The 18,277-nt window shown below is 44.3% G+C and carries 18 protein-coding genes and 1 pseudogene; 10 read left to right on the forward strand and 9 right to left on the reverse strand.

The window, feature by feature from the left end; genetic code table 11:
- Positions 1-37 precede the first annotated feature (37 nt).
- A complete protein-coding gene (locus tag BLS15_RS24950) occupies positions 38-790 on the reverse strand; it encodes a suppressor of fused domain protein (protein WP_021257455.1) in 753 nt (250 codons plus the stop codon).
- 144 nt (positions 791-934) lie between these two features.
- Entirely contained in the window at positions 935-1,822 is an 888-nt protein-coding gene (locus BLS15_RS24955) for a LysR family transcriptional regulator (RefSeq protein ID WP_090514330.1), read from the reverse strand.
- 126 nt (positions 1,823-1,948) lie between these two features.
- On the opposite strand from BLS15_RS24955, the gene BLS15_RS24960 reads away from it, so the two are divergent.
- From BLS15_RS24960 to BLS15_RS24970, 3 genes are all read left to right on the forward strand, one after another.
- Complete coding sequence (locus BLS15_RS24960; RefSeq protein ID WP_021257457.1) at positions 1,949-3,139, forward strand: coenzyme F420-0:L-glutamate ligase; 1,191 nt, start codon at positions 1,949-1,951, stop codon at positions 3,137-3,139.
- Between the two features lie 226 nt (positions 3,140-3,365).
- The gene (locus tag BLS15_RS24965; protein ID WP_021257458.1) at positions 3,366-4,121 is read left to right on the forward strand and encodes a spr1630 family ClpXP-sensitive toxin; all 756 of its coding nucleotides are present in this window, start codon (positions 3,366-3,368) and stop codon (positions 4,119-4,121) included.
- A gap of 40 nt (positions 4,122-4,161) precedes the next feature.
- Positions 4,162-5,376, forward strand: coding sequence for a spr1629 family repressor/antitoxin (locus BLS15_RS24970; protein WP_021257459.1), 1,215 nt, complete (start codon positions 4,162-4,164; stop codon positions 5,374-5,376).
- Positions 5,377-5,517: 141 nt separating this feature from the next.
- Here BLS15_RS24970 and BLS15_RS24975 read toward each other — a convergent pair whose 3' ends face one another.
- Positions 5,518-6,777, reverse strand: a complete 1,260-nt coding sequence (locus tag BLS15_RS24975; protein WP_139170721.1) for an MFS transporter — start codon at positions 6,775-6,777, stop codon at positions 5,518-5,520.
- A 121-nt stretch (positions 6,778-6,898) separates the two neighbouring features.
- Between BLS15_RS24975 and BLS15_RS24980 the strand changes: the two genes are divergently transcribed.
- The gene (locus tag BLS15_RS24980; RefSeq protein ID WP_021257461.1) at positions 6,899-7,477 is read left to right on the forward strand and encodes a TetR/AcrR family transcriptional regulator; all 579 of its coding nucleotides are present in this window, start codon (positions 6,899-6,901) and stop codon (positions 7,475-7,477) included.
- Between the two features lie 267 nt (positions 7,478-7,744).
- Positions 7,745-8,467, forward strand: a complete 723-nt coding sequence (locus tag BLS15_RS24985) for a DUF4386 domain-containing protein (protein WP_021257462.1) — start codon at positions 7,745-7,747, stop codon at positions 8,465-8,467.
- A gap of 7 nt (positions 8,468-8,474) precedes the next feature.
- Here the strand turns inward: BLS15_RS24985 and BLS15_RS24990 are convergent, their stop codons facing one another.
- The 4 genes from BLS15_RS24990 to BLS15_RS25005 all read right to left on the reverse strand — a co-directional run bounded on the left by BLS15_RS24990 (position 8,475) and on the right by BLS15_RS25005 (position 11,347).
- The gene (locus tag BLS15_RS24990) at positions 8,475-9,059 is read right to left on the reverse strand and encodes a Crp/Fnr family transcriptional regulator (RefSeq protein WP_028533274.1); all 585 of its coding nucleotides are present in this window, start codon (positions 9,057-9,059) and stop codon (positions 8,475-8,477) included.
- 101 nt (positions 9,060-9,160) lie between these two features.
- Positions 9,161-9,937 (reverse strand): CPBP family intramembrane glutamic endopeptidase, encoded by a 777-nt coding sequence (locus BLS15_RS24995; RefSeq protein ID WP_021257464.1) that lies wholly within the window; start codon positions 9,935-9,937, stop codon positions 9,161-9,163.
- 129 nt (positions 9,938-10,066) lie between these two features.
- Complete coding sequence (locus BLS15_RS25000; protein ID WP_021257465.1) at positions 10,067-10,876, reverse strand: MerR family transcriptional regulator; 810 nt, start codon at positions 10,874-10,876, stop codon at positions 10,067-10,069.
- A gap of 36 nt (positions 10,877-10,912) precedes the next feature.
- Positions 10,913-11,347, reverse strand: coding sequence for an Lrp/AsnC family transcriptional regulator (locus tag BLS15_RS25005; protein WP_021257466.1), 435 nt, complete (start codon positions 11,345-11,347; stop codon positions 10,913-10,915).
- Between the two features lie 160 nt (positions 11,348-11,507).
- On the opposite strand from BLS15_RS25005, the gene BLS15_RS25010 reads away from it, so the two are divergent.
- Positions 11,508-11,996 (forward strand): VOC family protein, encoded by a 489-nt coding sequence (locus BLS15_RS25010; protein WP_090514333.1) that lies wholly within the window; start codon positions 11,508-11,510, stop codon positions 11,994-11,996.
- 57 nt (positions 11,997-12,053) lie between these two features.
- On the opposite strand, the pseudogene BLS15_RS25015 reads toward BLS15_RS25010, so the two are convergent.
- Positions 12,054-12,179: pseudogene (locus BLS15_RS25015) on the reverse strand (BBE domain-containing protein); the annotation flags it as partial.
- The gene (locus BLS15_RS25020; RefSeq protein ID WP_090514336.1) at positions 12,173-14,734 is read right to left on the reverse strand and encodes a discoidin domain-containing protein; all 2,562 of its coding nucleotides are present in this window, start codon (positions 14,732-14,734) and stop codon (positions 12,173-12,175) included. The pseudogene BLS15_RS25015 and the gene BLS15_RS25020, both read right to left, overlap by 7 nt.
- 311 nt (positions 14,735-15,045) lie before the next feature.
- On the opposite strand from BLS15_RS25020, the gene BLS15_RS25025 reads away from it, so the two are divergent.
- From BLS15_RS25025 to BLS15_RS25040, 4 genes are all read left to right on the forward strand, one after another.
- Complete coding sequence (locus tag BLS15_RS25025; protein WP_090514339.1) at positions 15,046-15,648, forward strand: DUF4062 domain-containing protein; 603 nt, start codon at positions 15,046-15,048, stop codon at positions 15,646-15,648.
- Between the two features lie 134 nt (positions 15,649-15,782).
- Positions 15,783-16,295: a GNAT family N-acetyltransferase gene (locus tag BLS15_RS25030; protein ID WP_021257470.1), complete on the forward strand. Its 513-nt coding sequence runs from the start codon at positions 15,783-15,785 to the stop codon at positions 16,293-16,295.
- 16 nt (positions 16,296-16,311) lie between these two features.
- Complete coding sequence (locus tag BLS15_RS25035) at positions 16,312-17,037, forward strand: response regulator transcription factor (protein ID WP_021257471.1); 726 nt, start codon at positions 16,312-16,314, stop codon at positions 17,035-17,037.
- Positions 17,038-17,056: 19 nt separating this feature from the next.
- Positions 17,057-18,160 carry a sensor histidine kinase gene (locus tag BLS15_RS25040; RefSeq protein ID WP_021257472.1) on the forward strand — a complete coding sequence of 368 codons (1,104 nt, stop codon included), beginning with the start codon at positions 17,057-17,059 and terminating at the stop codon, positions 18,158-18,160.
- Positions 18,161-18,277: the final 117 nt, after the last annotated feature.

Consider the following 18,277-nt stretch of genomic DNA (forward strand, 5'->3'; position numbering starts at 1 on the left):
GGCGTTTTAGATTCTAGACAAGAACTAGAATTATTTATTATGACTTGCACGTATTGATTCGTTTTGGATTTAACTCGAACAAATCATCTTCCAACTCTGATAATTTGTCTATTAATGCATCCATACCATGCTCTAACTTATAATCCATTTCCTCTTTGTACAGAGGGATCAGGAAATATGTATGAACTTGATTGCCATCCTTGGTCGGAATGACGCTGACTTCCTCTGTTAATTGATAAAATACAACCCCATTCAAGCCTGTCCCATCGGCATAAGGTTCATAGTCTTGAAAATTCGGGATCGTATGTCCATATCCCAGCCACGTGTTATATTCATGTGGAAAACGAGCCATCTGCTTCATAAGCCGGATCGGCCAGTAATTGTTGTCATCCTTAAAGGCATTTTCGGTCAGCTCCCACGAAGCCGGCAGGAACATCATCACTTCCGCCCGATCGTAATTTCCATCCATTTCTGCTCGTATCTCATCTGGAATCGTCATCGGCAAATCACTCATGCCGGTCGTGTACAGTACCCAGAACGGTTCTTCTTCCGTAGGCTCCATTATATTAACATCAATATGTACAATATCGGATATAAGCTCATGAAAGACACCACTGTTCCTCCCCGGAAATACCTCTTCGAAATGGGCAACGATTTCTTCCATGTATTCCATCGGTGCAGGCGGCTCATAACCATCATTGGCGCTTTCGCCATATGTGTAAATTGTAGTGCCGTCATTCGCTTTCTCCCCATTATTCTTGCCGCCGAATACCTTCTTCAGAAACCCCATCTTATCCCCTCGCCTCATTAGTAATTGGTAAATATTAATAACACAAGTCTACCATAGGACAGGCCTCTCCTCCATTCATCTACTCTCTTATTGCAGCTTCATTTTGGAGTTTTGTAACAATTTCGCCGCATATAGAGCATATAATCAAAGTCTCTTACTTTCGATAATCTCAACGAACTTCGTTGACGCTGGAGACAACGATACACTTTTCAAAAAACATATGCCAATGCTTCTCTTCGGGATCTCCTCCACCAATTGAACCTCCTGCAAAATCCCCTTGTCCAAATACTCCTGCGAGAATTCCCTCGTCACACAGGCAACACCTAAATTAATTTTGGCAAACTCTAATAGCAAATGGTGTGAACCCAGCTCAAAGTCCGGCGAAATCTGTATGCCTTTTGACAAGATATAATCCTCAACATACTTTCTGGAATTGGACTTCGACTCAAGGAAAATCAGCGGCAGCTTGACGATTGTGTCTAGACTGACTGGGCCAGTTAACAGACGCTTGAATTTTTCCCCATATACAAAAATATCTTGAATGTCCGCACACGGTCTTAGCTCCAATGCAGGATCCTCCAGCGGAAAATTGCATATGCCGATATCCACCCCGCCTGACTTGATCAGCGCACATATTTCAAGGGTAGTACCGTTAATAATCTTGAACTTAATATTGGGATACCGATTATGAAATTCCTCCAAATAGGGAAGCAAAAAGTATCTCGAAATCGTATCGCCAACCCCTATTTTTAACTCGCCTGTCGTTAAATTTTTTAACTCCAGCATTTTTTCCTCGCCAACGTGAATTAGATTCATCGCTGAATTCGCATATTCGAATAGGAGTCGGCCTTCGTTCGTCAAAAATACCCCCTTCGATGTCCGCGTGAATAGACGAGTATCCAACTCCCGTTCCAGCTGCATGATCGCTTGGCTGACAGCTGGCTGCGTCATATACATATCCTGTGCCGCTTTAGAGAAGCTTTCACGTTTCGCAACCGTACAAAATACCTTATATAAATCTAACTTACTCATTACATAAGCACTCCTTATACCTAATATTCGATATATTAATTTCACTTATACCATTAGACGGGTGTATAGTACAAATAGGAACGCCATGTCATGTATTCACTATAAGCGATCTAAGGAGCGATTATATTGGAAAGAGTCGTTGGAACTGTAGTAAGAGGCCTTCGTTGCCCCATCATCAATCAAGGTGACAGCATCGAGGATATTGTAGTAGATAGTGTGTTGAAGGCATCCGAAGCGGAAGGCTTCCACATTCAAGATAGAGATATCGTTACGGTTACGGAATCCATCGTTGCTCGTGCGCAAGGCAACTATGCGACAATCGATCACATTGCGCAGGATGTACGTGCTAAATTTGGAGATGCAACAGTTGGGGTCATTTTCCCAATCTTGAGCCGCAATCGCTTCGCGATCTGCCTTCGCGGTATTGCGAAGGGAGCTAAAAAAGTTGTTCTTATGCTCAGCTATCCATCGGATGAAGTAGGCAACCACTTGGTGGATCTCGACCTGCTCGATGAAAAAGGGATCAACCCTTGGACAGATGTGCTGACAGAGCAGCAATTCCGTGATCTGTTCGGCTATAACAAGCATACCTTTACCGGTGTCGATTATATCGATTACTATAAATCGTTGATCGAAGAGTACGGCGTGGAATGCGAAGTTATTTTCTCCAACCATCCAAAGACAATCTTGGAGTACACGAAAAACGTGCTGACTTGCGACATTCATACGCGTTTTAGAACGAAGAAGATTTTGAAGGCCAATGGCGGGGAAAACGTATATGGTCTCGACGACATCCTGACTGCCTCGATTGACGGCAGCGGATGCAATGAATCATATGGCCTGTTAGGCTCCAACAAATCTACAGAGAATAGCGTGAAGCTGTTCCCGCGCAATTCTCAGCCTATCGTTGACAATATCCAGCGCGTGCTCAAGGAAAAGACGGGCAAGCAGGTTGAAGTCATGATTTACGGGGATGGAGCGTTCAAGGATCCTGTGGGCAAGATCTGGGAGCTTGCTGACCCAGTTGTATCGCCAGCCTACACAGCAGGACTGGACGGTACTCCGAATGAAGTGAAGCTGAAATACCTTGCCGATAACAACTTCGCTCATCTAAAAGGCGAAGAGCTGAAGCAAGCGATCTCCGAATACATTACCAATAAAGGTGCAGATCTCGTCGGTGCGATGGAAGCGCAAGGCACAACTCCTCGTAGATTGACCGATCTCATCGGCTCTCTGTCCGATTTGACTTCCGGCAGCGGAGATAAGGGCACACCGATTATCTTTATTCAAGGGTATTTCGATAACTATACGAATTAATGTGGAATGAACAGCCTCTCCGCCAAAATGGTGGAGGGGTTTTTGTTTTTCATAGACTAATTCAGGAATACTATTTATAGAAAGTGAGAATAATTGAATCATTAACTATAAAAATGAATAAAGATATGCAACTTAACTTTAAAAATAATAAAAAAAATCATTTCTTTACACTCCTATTTCGTTTAAACTATAACTGTCTTCATAACATTGAATTGGAGTGTTTAAGATGGATCAATACAAATTCAGTCCCGAACATAATCAAATGATTGTTGATGCTATTGTCGTTGGTTACCGTGACTATATTGAACATCGTAAAGAACGCAAATCGAAAATGAGGATCAGCTCGGCCTTTTCTTGGACGAAGGGGAATTTTATTGAAAGTAAACTTGCTGAAGAGTGCCTTGATCACGGCTTTACATACAAGAAGTCGAAGGCAGGTTTAACATGGGACTACCTACAATTTGTCCATGGCGATTCTAAGATTCTCTTCCTTATTAAAAACGCTGCTTATTTCAATGATGATTGCTTTTCGCAAGCAATGCTGCCCAACCAAAGCGGAAAAAGAGGCCCGCGGCGCACCTACCTTCACGAACTCTCTAAAATCAATACAAGCCTAACATTTCCATCCACACAACAAGCCTCAATAGGTGGAAAAATTACAAAAAGGTATGAGCAGATTTCTTGGTTCATTGCGGAAAATGAAGTGAAAGACGAACTAGAAAAATTCACATCATCCTACAATCAATTTCATATACTCACATACAGACTTGATGATGCATTTCAAATATCTGAAATCATGCATTACTTGCCTAATCCGAATGATAACGTTGCTTACCTCGTAGAGGATCTATCCGACCTTATCTCTGGAGCTGAATTGACGGAAGAGGATCGGGACGTAGTAGCACCTGATATGAACGATGAGGTCATGGATCCAGCAGCATTCGATATCGGGATATTTGACGAAGAACAGCAAAAGCTATAAACAAACAGAAATGTGTTAGGAAATTTAAGGAGGGACAGGCATGTTCATTGGCGATAATCTAGCCAATTTACGGATCATGCACGGATATTCGCGCAAACAGCTCTCCGACATGTTAGGTGTTACCGAACAAGCAGTCTGGCAATACGAGAACGCGTATACTACACCGAAGATGCAGATCGTGAATGAATTGAAACGAATCTTTAACGTAAAAAGCAAATACTTTTATTCGAAAGACATGCTTGCAAAATATAAGTCACCTGCGAATGTCGACGTCATGAATATTGCGTACCGTTCCAAGGTGTTGAATGTCATCTCTAAGACACAGGCGGAAGCCATGCATCTCGAGTATTTAGATTCATTTGTAAACTATATAACGGCTAATGTAAGCCATCCGACCCTCAAAATCATCAAACTTCGGGACGAAGTGATGGAGTATGTAAAGCATACAGATGATGATAGAACTGCCCAAATCAACCGTGTTGCTCATTTAGCGAGGAAACGGCTCGATTTGTCGACATCTAACAATGATGATCTCTTGTTCCAAATCGAGAAAAGCGGCGTGTTCGTGTTTGAGAAGGCCATTGGCGAGGAAATTGATGCTTATAGCCTGTGGACCCGAAATGAACGCCCCTATATTATGTTAGGAAATATGAAGCGATCCGCCGCTAGGCGAAACTTTGATCTTGCCCATGAACTCGGGCATTTGCTACTTCATTACCAGCTCGAGTTCGCTAACTTAGACCGAAAAGAGCACAAAAATATTGAAAATGAAGCAAACATGTTTGCCGGAGCTTTGTTATTGCCGGAGGAAGAGTTCTCACTAGACATGAAGGATATCTTCCGTCCTACCAATCCAGATGGCTATGTAGATTTAAAGAAGAAATGGAAAACCTCCCTGCAAGTGTTAGGCTATAGAGCCGCAAACCTTGGAATCATTGAGGCCAAAGAACATCGGAATTTCTACGCGTCATTGCACCGCAAAGGTTATTTGAAAATGGAGCCGCTTGATGATATCATTCCGATCCAGAAACCAATGAAAATCAAAACAATCATTGATTTCGTTTCAAAAAAGGGAATAGTGGATATTGGATACATGATCGAACACGATTGGAAGGTTGAAGTATCCTTCTTTCATCATTTGACAGGAATTGACCCAAGCTTTTTCGAGAAGTATATGGCTAGAAACTTGGACTTTGGTCTGCAAAATGTTACTGAAATTGCAGAGCGTATTTCTGCTAATAAAATAAAAGCATAGATATGAATCAGCATCCCCTTTACGCACTCAACGTGAGATCAGGCCGCCCTGAGCTACGAGTGAACGGAAAGGGGATTTTTTTATGGGACAGAATGTAAAATGTTTACCCTCCCCCCACTGATCGAATGAGTCATCGTCCCCCTACTTCTTCTCTGTAACAAAATAAAGGATGGCAGCAATCGGGAATGCCATTCCGATCCATAACGCGGCACTCCATCCTCCCGTGGCGTATATCCATCCTCCAATTGCGGATCCGATAGCACCGCCAAAGAAGAAAATGGCCATAAAGAGCCCATTCAGACGACCACGAATTTCCGGGTTCAACGAAAAGATTGCGCGTTGTCCGAGTACCAGATTTGCAGATACACCGGCATCCAATAATATGGCTGAAACGACGAGAACAGCTACTCCGATTGGTGAACCCGTATGGATCATAAGCGGCAACAGAACCGAAATGATGACAGTAACAAGTGCAATCCCTGTCGCGGGTTTAGTCCAGCCGCGGTCGGCCAAACGCCCTGCCACAGGCGCAGCTACTGCACCCGCAACTCCGACAAGCGCGAACAATGCGATTTCTTTCTGAGAAAAACCAAAGATCGGGCTGGATAGAAGCAACGGAACTGTTGTCCAAAATAAGCAAAAAGTCGCAAACACACATGCATGATATGCAGCCCGACGGCGTAAGATCGGGGTTGTTCGCAGTAAATGCCACATCGAACCAAGCAGTGCTGTATAGGGAGTGTCTAACGAAGGCTTTCTTGCAGGCAACACCTTCGACAGCACGATCGCCAAAATAAGAATAGCTGCAGCGGACAAAGCGAATACGGCATGCCAGCCAAAGAAGTCAGCTACCAGGCTAGACACAGGGCGCGCGAGCATGATTCCAAGCAACAATCCGCTCATGACATTGCCGACAACACGACCGCGTGAAGATTCGGGTGCAAGGTATGACGCAAAAGGTACGAGCACTTGTGCAGCGACTGATCCTACACCGATTACAAACGAAGCGGCTAAAAACGGCAAAGCTTGCTTTGACAATGCCGTAATGGCAAGGGCAACCGCTGTAAGAAGTAAGGATACGACAATCAGCCTTTTATTTTCAACAATATCTCCCATAGGTACGACAAATAGCAGCCCGACTACGTAACCAATCTGCGTTAACGTCACGATAAATCCGGAACTGTTTGCAGACAACCCGATTGAAGAACTAATTACCCCAACTAAGGGCTGCGCATAATAAAGATTAGCTACAATGATACCGCATGCGGCAGCCAGAAACATGATTAACCATGTCGGGATATGCTTCTCGACTGTTTGTTTTTTTGAAGCAGACAATTTAGATTCCTCCCCTTTTTTTAAATACTGAACGTATAGTTTATAAATTTGATAACCAAATAATATACTGAACGTTTAGTTTTGTAAATAGGTGACCTCAACTTTATTTTTTATTCATAATTGGTATACTGAACGTATAGTTTATTTTTCTCGGACAAGATATGTATGGATGAAAGGTGATGATTAGATGAATGGAAAAAGAGGTAGGCCGCGTAATGTAGAAGCGCAAATGTCTATCCTTTCCGCATCTTACGATTTATTGTTGGAGAATGGCTTTCAAGCCGTAACAGTCGATAAAATTGCCGATCGTGCCCAAGTCAGCAAGGCCACAATTTATAAATGGTGGCCTAACAAGGCTGCCGTGATAATGGATGGCTTCCTGCACGCCGCCACGGCCAGATTGCCTGTGCCTGATACGGGTTCGACATTTCAAGATATTCAAATTCACGCTACAAATTTAACCCGGTTTTTGACAAGTCGGGAGGGTATCATCATTACGGAGTTATTAGGCGAAGGTCAGTTTGATTCAGGGTTGGCGGAGGCCTATCGAGCTCGGTTTTTCCGTCCCCGTCGACTTGAAGCAAGGGGTATTTTGGAGAAAGGGGTTCAACGCGGAGAATTGAAAAAAAATCTCGACATTGGTATATGCATTGATCTCATTTATGGTCCAATTTTCTATCGCTTGCTTGTAACAGGCGAAGCGTTGGACGAGCCCTATGTGCAACAATTGGTGATCAACGCATTTGAAGGAATCCGATCAATCTGAATCGAATTTGCTACAACATCCAATTAGTAGCGATCGAACAACATTCTATGATCGTTTCTTTCATGCTTTCCATGAACAGCCCTAAGCCTGTGGTGGATCAGTGCGGGGCAAGGACATTAAGCGCCTAAGCCGAAGACTTCTTTCCTTGGCTTAGGCGCTTAAACGTTCTCTTAGGTACTTTTCATTTCCTCTTGATTTAAGTCAATGCTCCATCATCACCCTCTGCTTACAATAGGATTCATAACGAACACCTGGAGGGATTTGATGATGGTTACGACACACATGCAACGAACCGATCAGCGTACAGCTGCCCTGACTGCTGGCATAGCGCTGATCATCATGACGCTAGCTTCCTTTTTCTCATATGGCTATGTCCATGCTGGCCTTGTGGTACAAGGAGATGCCAGCGCCACCTTTCATAACATTCTGTCATCCACCATGCTATTCAAGGCTGAAATCTTTGGTTGGCTGTTGATCCTGATAGCCGATATCGTGGTTGCCTGGGCTTTCTATATGGTTCTAAAGCCTATCCATCAAGGACTTTCCTTGCTCGGCGCATGGTTCCGACTCATCTATACAGGAATACTTGCGATCGCTATTCTAAACTTACTATTCGTGCTGTTGCTCACGGGCAGTCCAGATCATTCTGCAATCTCCGATCAGCTTCAGACGCAAGCGATGTTGTATGTACGAGCTTTTGACGCCATCTGGTCGATTGGGCTAATTATTTTTGGCGGGCATCTGTTGATTGTCGGTTGTGTGGCCCTGAGATCTGCCAACATATCGAAAATCATCAGTATCTTGCTGCTGCTTGCCGGTACAGGCTACATCCTCGTTCACCTATGCAACGTGTTTTTTCCACAATATGAGGCGATCAAAACCATACTTACCTATGTATTTACGGTACCGATGATCGTCGGCGAATTGGGCTTAGGTTTATGGATGCTGTTCAAAGGTGGAAAGGACGGAAAGACCCCTATTGCGGCCTGACTATTGATTATTCCTTGTCTTGATGGACGCGCTTCTTGATTCTGCTTAAAGACTCTGGCGTAATGCCCAGATAACTCGCCAGCTGGTGCTGCGGCACACGATCGATTAGTCCGGGCCGGTTTTGCAGCAATGCCTTGAAGCGCTCTTCCGGCGTCGAGGCGATAAACGCAGCATATTCATCTTGGACTTGGCTAAACTTTTCTTCCACCATCTGACGCGTTAAGGATTCCAATTGACCATATTTTCGAAACATGTCCTTTTCAACAGCCAGCTCGCCAACAACTAACACGGTATCTTCCAGACAGGTAAAGGTATATTCGGACGACTTATCTTGTTTGTGAGCATTGATGCTGGTGATGGCTTGCTCCTCGGTATAGAAGTTGATCGTGACCTCTTTGCCCGATTCATGAATCAGGTATTGCCTTACACATCCCTGTAATACAAAATAGCAATTCGTAGGGACATCTCCTTGTCTAAGGAGCACTGTTCCTTTTTTATATTCCTCTAAATAAATATCTTCAAGAACAGCCCGCTGTTCCTCTTCAGTAAGGGATGTATATTTCGCCATGTACTTCACCAATAATTCCTTCATGCTTCTCCCACCTCGTAGAAAAGGTCATCTCCATTTCACTTTACCATTTCTTACAAAAAGGTTCACCCTTCAAGTCATGACGGAACCTGTATGTCCCTCACTTATTTGTACAAGCACTTTCTATCATTCACTACAACCAAACCTACAGCAACGATCAAATAGAATGGAGCCGTAACGACAATAATACGCAAAGGTTCCCCCAATTGAATCGCCATAAAGTAGTTAAAAAGCTGATGAATGAGAATAGGGATCATGAGATTATGATTCAAATTATAGAATACCGTTATCATGATCGAGACAGAGATAATGGAGACCAAGAAGCAGACAATATACAGCACTAAATCCATTCCTGAAAAGCCTGTCATCAGCCATAGCGGCGCATGCCAGAATCCCCAAGTGACCCCAACGATCAACGCAGATGTTAACGGACTGAACTTTTTTTGCAATTCATCGAGTACAAATGCACTCCACCCCAACTCCTCCCCTAGTGGCCCCAGAATCAGATTATAGCCAAATACGAGAAGCAGTGTCGTCCAGGAATCAGCTAATTGCTCGCGTATGGGCACATTCCAAACTGCAGTTACTACGGAGAGACTCCCTATTAAAACAAATAATTGGAGCAAAACAACGCTCAGTACCGTTGATAGGCGTATCCTTGCACGAAATTGACCCTTTATAAAATCCATCAGGTTTTCTTGAGGCTTGATTTTACGGAACATCGCGATGAACACAAAGGTAGCCGTCCAAGCTGATAGCACTTTTACCACTTCGGCTAATGGTTGAGATTTGATAACCAACATGGATAACCCGATGAGAAGAAGAAACACATAGAATATGCCATAGGTCCATAGAATATATCTTTTTAGTATGCCATTCATATTAATCCCCGCCTGTAACTAGTTTATAAAACAAAAAACCAATAGAACAATTTGCGCGCTCATGCTCCACTGGTTTCCAAATATAAACTATGGTGTTACACCCAGGTCAATAGATCGATCATAAAGTCCCTATTTTCCCTCGACAGGAATATAAATTTCTAAAAATACGCGCTCCATGTTATCCAGATACGTGATCAGACGGGTATTCACAAAAGCGACTCCTTTGGGTGCAAGCCCCTGTTCCCGTCCCCATGCTAACGTATGTTCAAAAACCTGATGCTTAATATCCCCGCTCCCGTTTTGGAACCTGCCATCCTCCACAATCGTGTAGATGCATGTGGGGAACTCCAAATAGCATCCTTCTTCTGTTGGCTTCGCTTCAAGCTTCTCCACAATGTACATCTTCGTATCCAGAAATCCCGTTTCATCAAACGTAAACTGCCTCATAATTTTACTGAGAATATCGTCCTTCATTGAGTCCATATGCTCCAATATAACTGGATACTCCTGAAAGGCTGTGAAATCAGAAATCTCCCCCATTACTTCACAAGCGGGGAATTCCCTAATAGAATATTGGTTGAGATGTTGTTTGATATCCTTACAGAATTGTTGGGTTTCCTTTATTTTTTGAAGCATGTATGCATTCAGCCGTATCGTTTCTTCTAATTCGCTGGCTTTATCCCCTAATATAGCTCCAAGCTCTTCGATTTCGCTGCCTACCTGCAGCCTTTTTACTTCTTTTATCGATAAATTTCTCTTTTTATAAAAGTCAGCCACCATCAAGGTATAGATATCATAATAGTCATATTGCCTATAGTGATTGGATTCATTTTGCCTCGGATTCACAATCCCTTGTTCCTCATAGTATCTCAGGGCATCCCTAGTCACTCCAAGGATATCTGATAACTGGCTTGTTCGGTATGTGTTTCGTTCCTCCATTTCAAGTAGGCCTCCTGATGTCCGTACTTTCCTCTATCAGAGCAATACCCTGTTCTCTAGAATGTTTTTCATACTAATATGAGATTTTGAAACTCCGATTTTTGCAAGAGCATCTTGAAACTGGGCAAGCTCCTCGATGGATGCTGTTTGTACCTTGATCAGATAATTGTATTCACCGCTAATGCGATATAAATCCGTTACTTCCTTGGCATGTTCACAAAAATCAACGACTTCTTGGCACCGTTCCGTTTTTAACAAAATAAACGTGGTCGTCCCTCTGTTCAAATTCCGCAAATTAAATTCAGCCGTATATCCGGAAATGATATTTTTTTCTTCCAGCTTAATCATTCTTTCTTTCACGGATGGCTGCGACATGGCCACTTCTTTACTGATTTGGGAAATCGACATTCGTGCATTCCGCTGAAGTAATTGCATGATCTTTTGATCAATATCATCGAACCCATTTTCCATACGATGCACACCTCAAATACGAGATTTTAATAAAATAAACTCCTCAGCCTGCATAACCTTATATTCACATGCATTCTACTACATGTTCCTCACTTTTCGCATTCATTTTACGAATTCATCCCCCTATAATTAGAACCATCTCTGAAGAGGAGGCTTATAAATGAGTATACAAGGTCTTGCCCATGTGGCAATCCAAGCCAAAGATTATCAAGCAATCATTGCGTTCTATACGGAAGTATTAGGGTTCAAGATCGGCCATCACTGGAGTCTGCCATCCTTTCAAATTAAAGAAGCCTCCATGCTGATTTCACCTGACCAAAGAACTTGTATTGAGGTCTTTGATAACGACGCGGTCATTCCTGCTCAAGGCAAGAAAGCACAGTCTGATGATGAGGTGGCTCATGGGGCATTATTACATCTCGCCTTCTATGTCCAAGATGTTGAGGATATGTACCAGAGAGCACTCGCATATGGAGCCAAGCCATTTATAGAACCGGCGAGTCTGTCCCTTGGCGAACCGCCACTTGTAGTCAGAAACGCTCTCATCCACAGTCCCAATGGTGAGGTTATCGAATTTATTGAAGATGTAGATTTTGATATGTCCACAAAAAAACACCTCCAAGGTTATCTCCCCTATCTTACGATATAGGGGCATTCCCTTGAGGGTGCTTTCTTCTGTTTTCTAGTATAGGGGAAATTCCCCTCCCTAACGGTGAGGCGGCTTCCCCACCGGAATACTTTGGGCAAAGCGAAACACTATATCGGGATCATACTTGCGTTTTACCTGCTTCAGTCTAGGAAAGTTCACACCATATGGCCAGTGGATCAGTTGCCGTAGACTTCGAGCTCATAAAGCGAATACCAGTAGCCGGTACCCTGGTTCGTTGCATACATGCGGACATACCTCGCATTTACTGGTTCAAAATAGATATCGTCAATGCCGCCATCGCCCGTTGATGTCGTATACATATCCGCCCAATTGAGGGCATCGTTCGACACCTGAATCCTGTAGCCCTTCGCATAGGCAAACTCCCAGTTCAATTTGACCTGATTGACGCGATATTGTTGTCCAAGGTCTACGTAGATCCATTGCGGGTTGGAATATAGACTGGACCATCTCGTCGTCGGATTGCCATCTACCGCTTTATCAGCCGTGTATGCGGCTGTCTCGTTGGAGGAAGCTGTTGCCGATTTATTTAGCGCTAGATTTGGCTTGCTGCCATAAACCTGGAATTCATACAAGGAGTATCCGTAGAAGGTGTAAGCCCTTTGCGTCCCGTACATTCTTACATACCTTGCATTCACCGGTGTAAAGAATATATCGTTGATGCCCCCATTACCCGTTGTCGTGGTATATACATCCGTCCAGTTGGCCGCATCATTGGACACTTGGATTTTGTAGCCTTTTCCATAAGCAAGCTCCCAATTCAATATGACTCGATTAATGTTATACGACTGACCGAGGTCAATCGCTACCCATTCTGAATCTGTAAACTGACTAGACCATCTTGTCGCCGTATTTCCATCCACCGCATTGCTCGGCGTAAGGGTTGCGTCTTGGTTGGAAGACGACGAAGCTGTCTTATTTAACGCTAGATTCGCTGTGGTGGCGGACCCAACGCTATCCCCATATACCTGAAACTCGTAAAGGGAGTACCCGTAGATGGTCCCTCGTTCCGTCGCGTACATTCTTACATACCTTGCCGTTGTTGGCACAAAGCCAATATCGTCGACTCCGCCAACGCCCGTTGTGGTCGCATAGACATCCGTCCAATTGGTTGCATCGTTCGATACTTGTATTTTGTAACTCTTGCCGTATGCGGTCTCCCAGTTCAGCCTAACTCGGTTAACGTTATAGGCTTGCCCGAGATCGACGTAAATCCACTCCGTAGTTGTATATTGCTGGCTTGACCATCTGGTGCCGAACTTATTGTCGACCGCCTTATCGGCGGATACAGAAGAACTTTGGCTGGAAGAGGCTACAGCCGTCTTGCCGCTTGCCAGGTTTCCTGGAATCGTGTACGTTCCTTTGGTGAATTTGTAGATGTCTTCGTACATTTGTCTACCGTCATAAATGCCGCTTACGCCGTTGTTGTTCTTGTTCTTATAGAGGTTATATATTCCGAAGATATCTTGGTACCAGCCTTTGATCGCTCCTGTCATGTACCCGTATTCTGCGCCAGCCTTTAAGTAATTATCGAACCGGTTCTTAAAATCGGGGTCAGACATCGCTCTCTCGTCAAATTCCATTTCCATGCCTTGATTGTAGGTTTGAGCTTGGGTAGTAACAGCGGTCATTCTCGAATAGTCTGAACTCGGGACGAAGTAGTGGTTGGGCTGCTGGATACTGAAATCAAAGGTATAGTTATGCGCGTTTTTGCTTTGCCCGGCACCAAAGTATGGAATCCAGCAATATTTCAAGCCAAGCGAGTGCAGATAGTTTCCAGTGTTATTGATCGCATTAACCTCACCCTGATTGCCGGTGTCGATATCTTCGTGGAACCAATAGAAACCCTTTAATTCAAGGTTGCTGTAATTGGCTTGGCTCCATTTGCTTCGTACAGTGTCGATATACCATTTGGTCACCTTGGTCAAGTTGCTGGGATTGGTTTTTAAATTTTCACTGATGCCGTCGTTATCGACATCCCCGAAATTGGTTATTCTACTGTTGGGATAAGGTATCATAATATATACCTTGGATTTGTAGTTTGGTTGGTTTAGCGTGGCTGCAACCTGCTGGGTAGCTTGATTCAGGGCGTCCAGCTGTTGATTGGCAGTGAAAATACGGTTGATGTACCACTCCCAATCCGTCTTGTAGGTAAACTTGGCAGGATCCGCCGAATCGCCGAAATCCCGATAATCAGGCGTATTGATTCCTAGGAAGAGGAACGAGTCAAAAAAGGTGTCGTCCATCACATTATTGCTGTTGTAGTGCGCCACATAAGGCAACAATGTATTTTTGTCATACGTGCCGATTTCTTTTCCCTCGTATGTCGTTCGTCCGCCGTAATACCCGGTGTACAGCAAGGCCATATTTTTCACGTTTCCAGATGCCGCGGTGTTGGGTGGAAAATATCCCGTCGCAGTGGCAAGGTCAAGAGGCTGCTCTATGGCAGGCTGTGGCTGTTGCTCGAGATCAGATTGGGGCTGTTGATTGAAATCAGGCTGTGGCTGTGGATCGGGATCAGGCTGAGGGATTCCCCCTTGCTCCGGCTGAGTAGGAGTTTCAGGCAAAGGCTGTTGATCTCCCTGCCCCTGCGTAACCTCCGGCGGTATATCCCCCTCTGCATTCAGTAGCGATGGATGGACAGAAAAAACAATCGAGAAGATTAGCACAAGTGACAACAACAACGAACTTTGTCTTGGATACCTTTGACTCTGCTTCATTTTTCATCCCCATTTCTTAGATTGAAATGACAATTACGTTTGTACAAGTCTGGTACATGAGCCTGACCCTGACGCCCAATTATTCCAAGTAGCCTCTTCACCATAGATTTTATGAGACATTCTTATGTGCAGTAATAGATAGTTGTTTACTTTGATATACACTTCTTTACATCCCAAAATCACGATGACGATGTACCCCTCTCTCTCGTTTCCTTCACATGTAACCTACACAGTATCGTTAAATATTGACACATAAAGTAATGTGACGGTATGATCCATATTAATTTCATTTCAATTCATAAAGGTGGCCTATGAAAAAAAAACTACAAATCTACATATCGTCTACTTTTTCTGATTTGGTTGAGGAAAGATACACCGCTGTAGAAGCCGTGCGTAAAGCTGGGCATATTCCTGCAGGAGTTGAGCTATTCTTCAAGGAAACTCCGATGAGCATTAGGAAAAGATGGATCGATGAATCCGATATATATATTCTAATTCTCGGAGGATTCTATGGTTTAACGCTTCCTGATGATGAATCAAAGAGTTATACGCATTGGGAATATGATTATGCGGGCGAAGCTGGTAAACCCAGATTTGCTTTTGTAGTCACAGATGAAGCATTAAGACAAAAGCCATATGACTTTGTAGTAGGGGAGTATTATGAGAGGCTCCAAGAGTTTAAACAATCCGTATTTGAGGAAGTACCTACCTATTATGTTGAAGACATACGGCACATTAAGATGGTTATGCGCGATCAATTGCCAGAGTATGAAAGAAGAGATGATCTGCACGGCTGGATTTCTGCCAAGGATGTCCCAGACGTACAAAAGTTATTGGAAGAGAATGCGAGTTTATTGAGAGAGAATGCTAAATTACAAGCTGAGCTGGAGAAAAATAAAAGAGAAAATCAGTGATAGGGAAGTACAGTGCTTCATCGTCAGATGGGGGCTGTACTTTTTTTCTTCCCATAAAAATATCCTTTGAGTACAATAAATATCAAAAGATCTGGGGATAGGCCCATGGAATTCCATTAAGAAGGAGATAAAACATGAAATCCGCATATGAAATTGAAACCGAGCGTCTTGCTCTGCGCGTTTTTGAAGAAGAGGATGTTGAGGCTGCTAAGCGGTTTTGGGGCGATGAGGAAGTGATGCGATACTGTCTTGGTGCCGCCGCCCATGAGAAGCTGCCTTTGAGTCTTACAGCTTACCGTGAATGTCATCAGGCAAAAGGATTGTCCGTCTATGCGGTGGTGGAAAAAGAAACGGGCATGGTCATAGGAGCCGGCGGTTTTAATATATCGGGAGAAGTCCATGAGGTTGAACTCATTTATCATTTTGCCAAGTCAAGCTGGGGAAAAGGATATGCGACAGAAGCGGCAAAGGCTTGCTTAGAGCTTGCCAAAAATCATGGCGGCGTGAAGCGAATCCATGCTTCTGTTGACCCTCAAAATGCGGATTCCAGCAGGATTCTTGAAAAAATAGGTTTTACATACGCCGGCACGGAATGGTTCGAAGATACACAGCAGGAAGAAGCCGTTTATGAAATCACGCTGAAATAAAGCAAGGAGGCGTATGATGAAAATTCGCGTACTAATCGCCGATGACAACTCATTCATCCGCGAAGGTATGAAGATTATTTTAACCACATTCGGGGAATTCGACGTGCTTGCCACAGTGGAGGACGGCCGGGAGGCCGTTGAATACTGCCAGGCTCATGAAGTAGATGTTGCCTTGCTGGATGTACGGATGCCGAATATGAACGGGGTTGAGGCCACCAAGCTGATTAGCGAGCAGACGGCGACCAAACCGCTCATTTTAACGACGTTTGATGACGATGAATATATTCTGGATGCCATCCGCTTCGGCGCAAAGGGATATCTGCTGAAAAACACCGACCCGGAGCGGATCCGCGATGCGATCAAAAGCATACACAACGGGCAGAGCGTCCTGCAGGATGTGGTGCTGGAAAAGCTCAAATCCCAGATGTCAGGGAGCCGGGAGTCGACGGAGAGTAAAATGTCCGCCCCGACTGCATCCATCGGAATGCAGAAAGCAGGAATCAGTCCTGAAAGGGAGCAGAGTTCCCCCAATGACGGGCCTTTCGACCGCAGTTTGTTTACGGAACGAGAGCTGGATGTCATGTCGCTCATCGCGCAGGGCCTATCGAACAAGGAAATTTCTAAGGAAATATTTATTTCCGAAGGAACGACGGCAAATTATATCACAGCAATTTTGAATAAGACCGGGCTATCGCACCGGACACAGATTGCGATTTATTATCTGACGGGCAAAACCCGTTAGAGAAGGGAAAGGCTATCGCATGGAAGTTTGGACGGTTGGCAATAAAATGATCATGCTGCTGTTTGTTGTCATCGCTTCTTATTTTACGGCGGCAGCGGCGGATCCATGGTTTGTATTCTATTTTCTAATTTTTTTGGCGCTGAATCTAGTCTTGCATATCGTGAAGAAGAGCGTCACCAAGCAGATAATTATTTTGGGAATTATCATCTATTTGGTCGGTTGCACGGTTCACTATCCGTATTTTGCACTGCTGCTTCCGTTTAGCATGAATGAGCTGGCGTCCTTTCATCCACGAAAAAACGGTTATTTGCTGATCGCCGTATTTCTTCCGATACTGCTTTTGCGCGGTGAAATGATGATTTTGTATGTCTTTGTAGCTGCTTGGAGTTTCTTCGGTTATGTGATGGTCCGTCATTATATGGGGAGAGCCATCAAACAGGAGGATGAGCTTGAACGGATGCGCAAGGACGTGCAGAAGCTGGCGAAAAGCCTCAACGAAAACCGGGAATACGCCAGAGCCTCGGAATATATGGTCAAGCTGGAGGAGCGCAACCGACTGGCTCAGGAAATCCATGATGGCATCGGGCATGCAATGACCGGCGCCCTAATTCAGATGGAAGCGGCCAAACGCCTTCTGGGCAGCGATGCGGCAACGGCGGAGACGCTGCTGCAAAACGCGATCGGCATCTCCAAGGAAGCGATTGAAGAAATCCGGATTACGCTGAAACATAACAAGCCCCCCATGGAGCAGCTTGGGTTTAGCCGCTTGAAGACTGCGGTTGAAGCTTTTGCAGGCCAAACGGGACTTATGACCTCGGTCGTCCATGAAGGAAACATCGATCAGATCACACCGCTTCATTGGAAAATTATTTATGAAAATGTCACGGAGGCTTTGACCAACAGTGCCAAATATTCCGGCGCTTCGGCCGTTCATGTGGAAGTCCGGGTATTGAACCGTTTTATTAAAGCCGTCGTCGCCGATAACGGCAAAGGTGCCTCCAAAATCGTCAAGGGCCTTGGCTTGATCGGGATGGAAGAGCGGACTGCACACGTCAACGGGACGGTCGTCGCCGACGGTACCCGCGGTTTTAGCATCACGACCCTGATTCCGTACGGTGACTAATGAAATTTCTCATTTGCCGTTAATCCCTCTCCTAACAAAATATGAATTTTCTCATGTAAAAAGGATGAACTTATGCACTGATATAAGAGCATCCTTTTTTATTATGATAAAGACATC

The organism is Paenibacillus sp. cl6col (assembly GCF_900102125.1).
Taxonomy (GTDB): Bacteria; Bacillota; Bacilli; order Paenibacillales; family Paenibacillaceae; genus Paenibacillus_B; species Paenibacillus_B suaedae.

Excerpts from the sequence above, each read along its gene's own strand:
- BLS15_RS24950 (WP_021257455.1), bottom strand. The coding sequence starts at position 790 with ATGGGGTTTCTGAAGAAGGTATTCGGCGGCAAGAATAATGGGGAGAAA.
- BLS15_RS24955 (WP_090514330.1), bottom strand. The coding sequence starts at position 1,822 with ATGAGTAAGTTAGATTTATATAAGGTATTTTGTACGGTTGCGAAACGT.
- BLS15_RS24965 (WP_021257458.1), top strand. The coding sequence starts at position 3,366 with ATGGATCAATACAAATTCAGTCCCGAACATAATCAAATGATTGTTGAT.
- BLS15_RS24970 (WP_021257459.1), top strand. The coding sequence starts at position 4,162 with ATGTTCATTGGCGATAATCTAGCCAATTTACGGATCATGCACGGATAT.
- BLS15_RS24980 (WP_021257461.1), top strand. The coding sequence starts at position 6,899 with ATGAATGGAAAAAGAGGTAGGCCGCGTAATGTAGAAGCGCAAATGTCT.
- BLS15_RS24985 (WP_021257462.1), top strand. The coding sequence starts at position 7,745 with ATGGTTACGACACACATGCAACGAACCGATCAGCGTACAGCTGCCCTG.
- BLS15_RS24990 (WP_028533274.1), bottom strand. The coding sequence starts at position 9,059 with ATGAAGGAATTATTGGTGAAGTACATGGCGAAATATACATCCCTTACT.
- BLS15_RS24995 (WP_021257464.1), bottom strand. The coding sequence starts at position 9,937 with ATGAATGGCATACTAAAAAGATATATTCTATGGACCTATGGCATATTC.
- BLS15_RS25000 (WP_021257465.1), bottom strand. The coding sequence starts at position 10,876 with ATGGAGGAACGAAACACATACCGAACAAGCCAGTTATCAGATATCCTT.
- BLS15_RS25005 (WP_021257466.1), bottom strand. The coding sequence starts at position 11,347 with ATGGAAAATGGGTTCGATGATATTGATCAAAAGATCATGCAATTACTT.
- BLS15_RS25010 (WP_090514333.1), top strand. The coding sequence starts at position 11,508 with ATGAGTATACAAGGTCTTGCCCATGTGGCAATCCAAGCCAAAGATTAT.
- BLS15_RS25020 (WP_090514336.1), bottom strand. The coding sequence starts at position 14,734 with ATGAAGCAGAGTCAAAGGTATCCAAGACAAAGTTCGTTGTTGTTGTCA.
- BLS15_RS25025 (WP_090514339.1), top strand. The coding sequence starts at position 15,046 with ATGAAAAAAAAACTACAAATCTACATATCGTCTACTTTTTCTGATTTG.
- BLS15_RS25030 (WP_021257470.1), top strand. The coding sequence starts at position 15,783 with ATGAAATCCGCATATGAAATTGAAACCGAGCGTCTTGCTCTGCGCGTT.
- BLS15_RS25035 (WP_021257471.1), top strand. The coding sequence starts at position 16,312 with ATGAAAATTCGCGTACTAATCGCCGATGACAACTCATTCATCCGCGAA.
- BLS15_RS25040 (WP_021257472.1), top strand. The coding sequence starts at position 17,057 with ATGGAAGTTTGGACGGTTGGCAATAAAATGATCATGCTGCTGTTTGTT.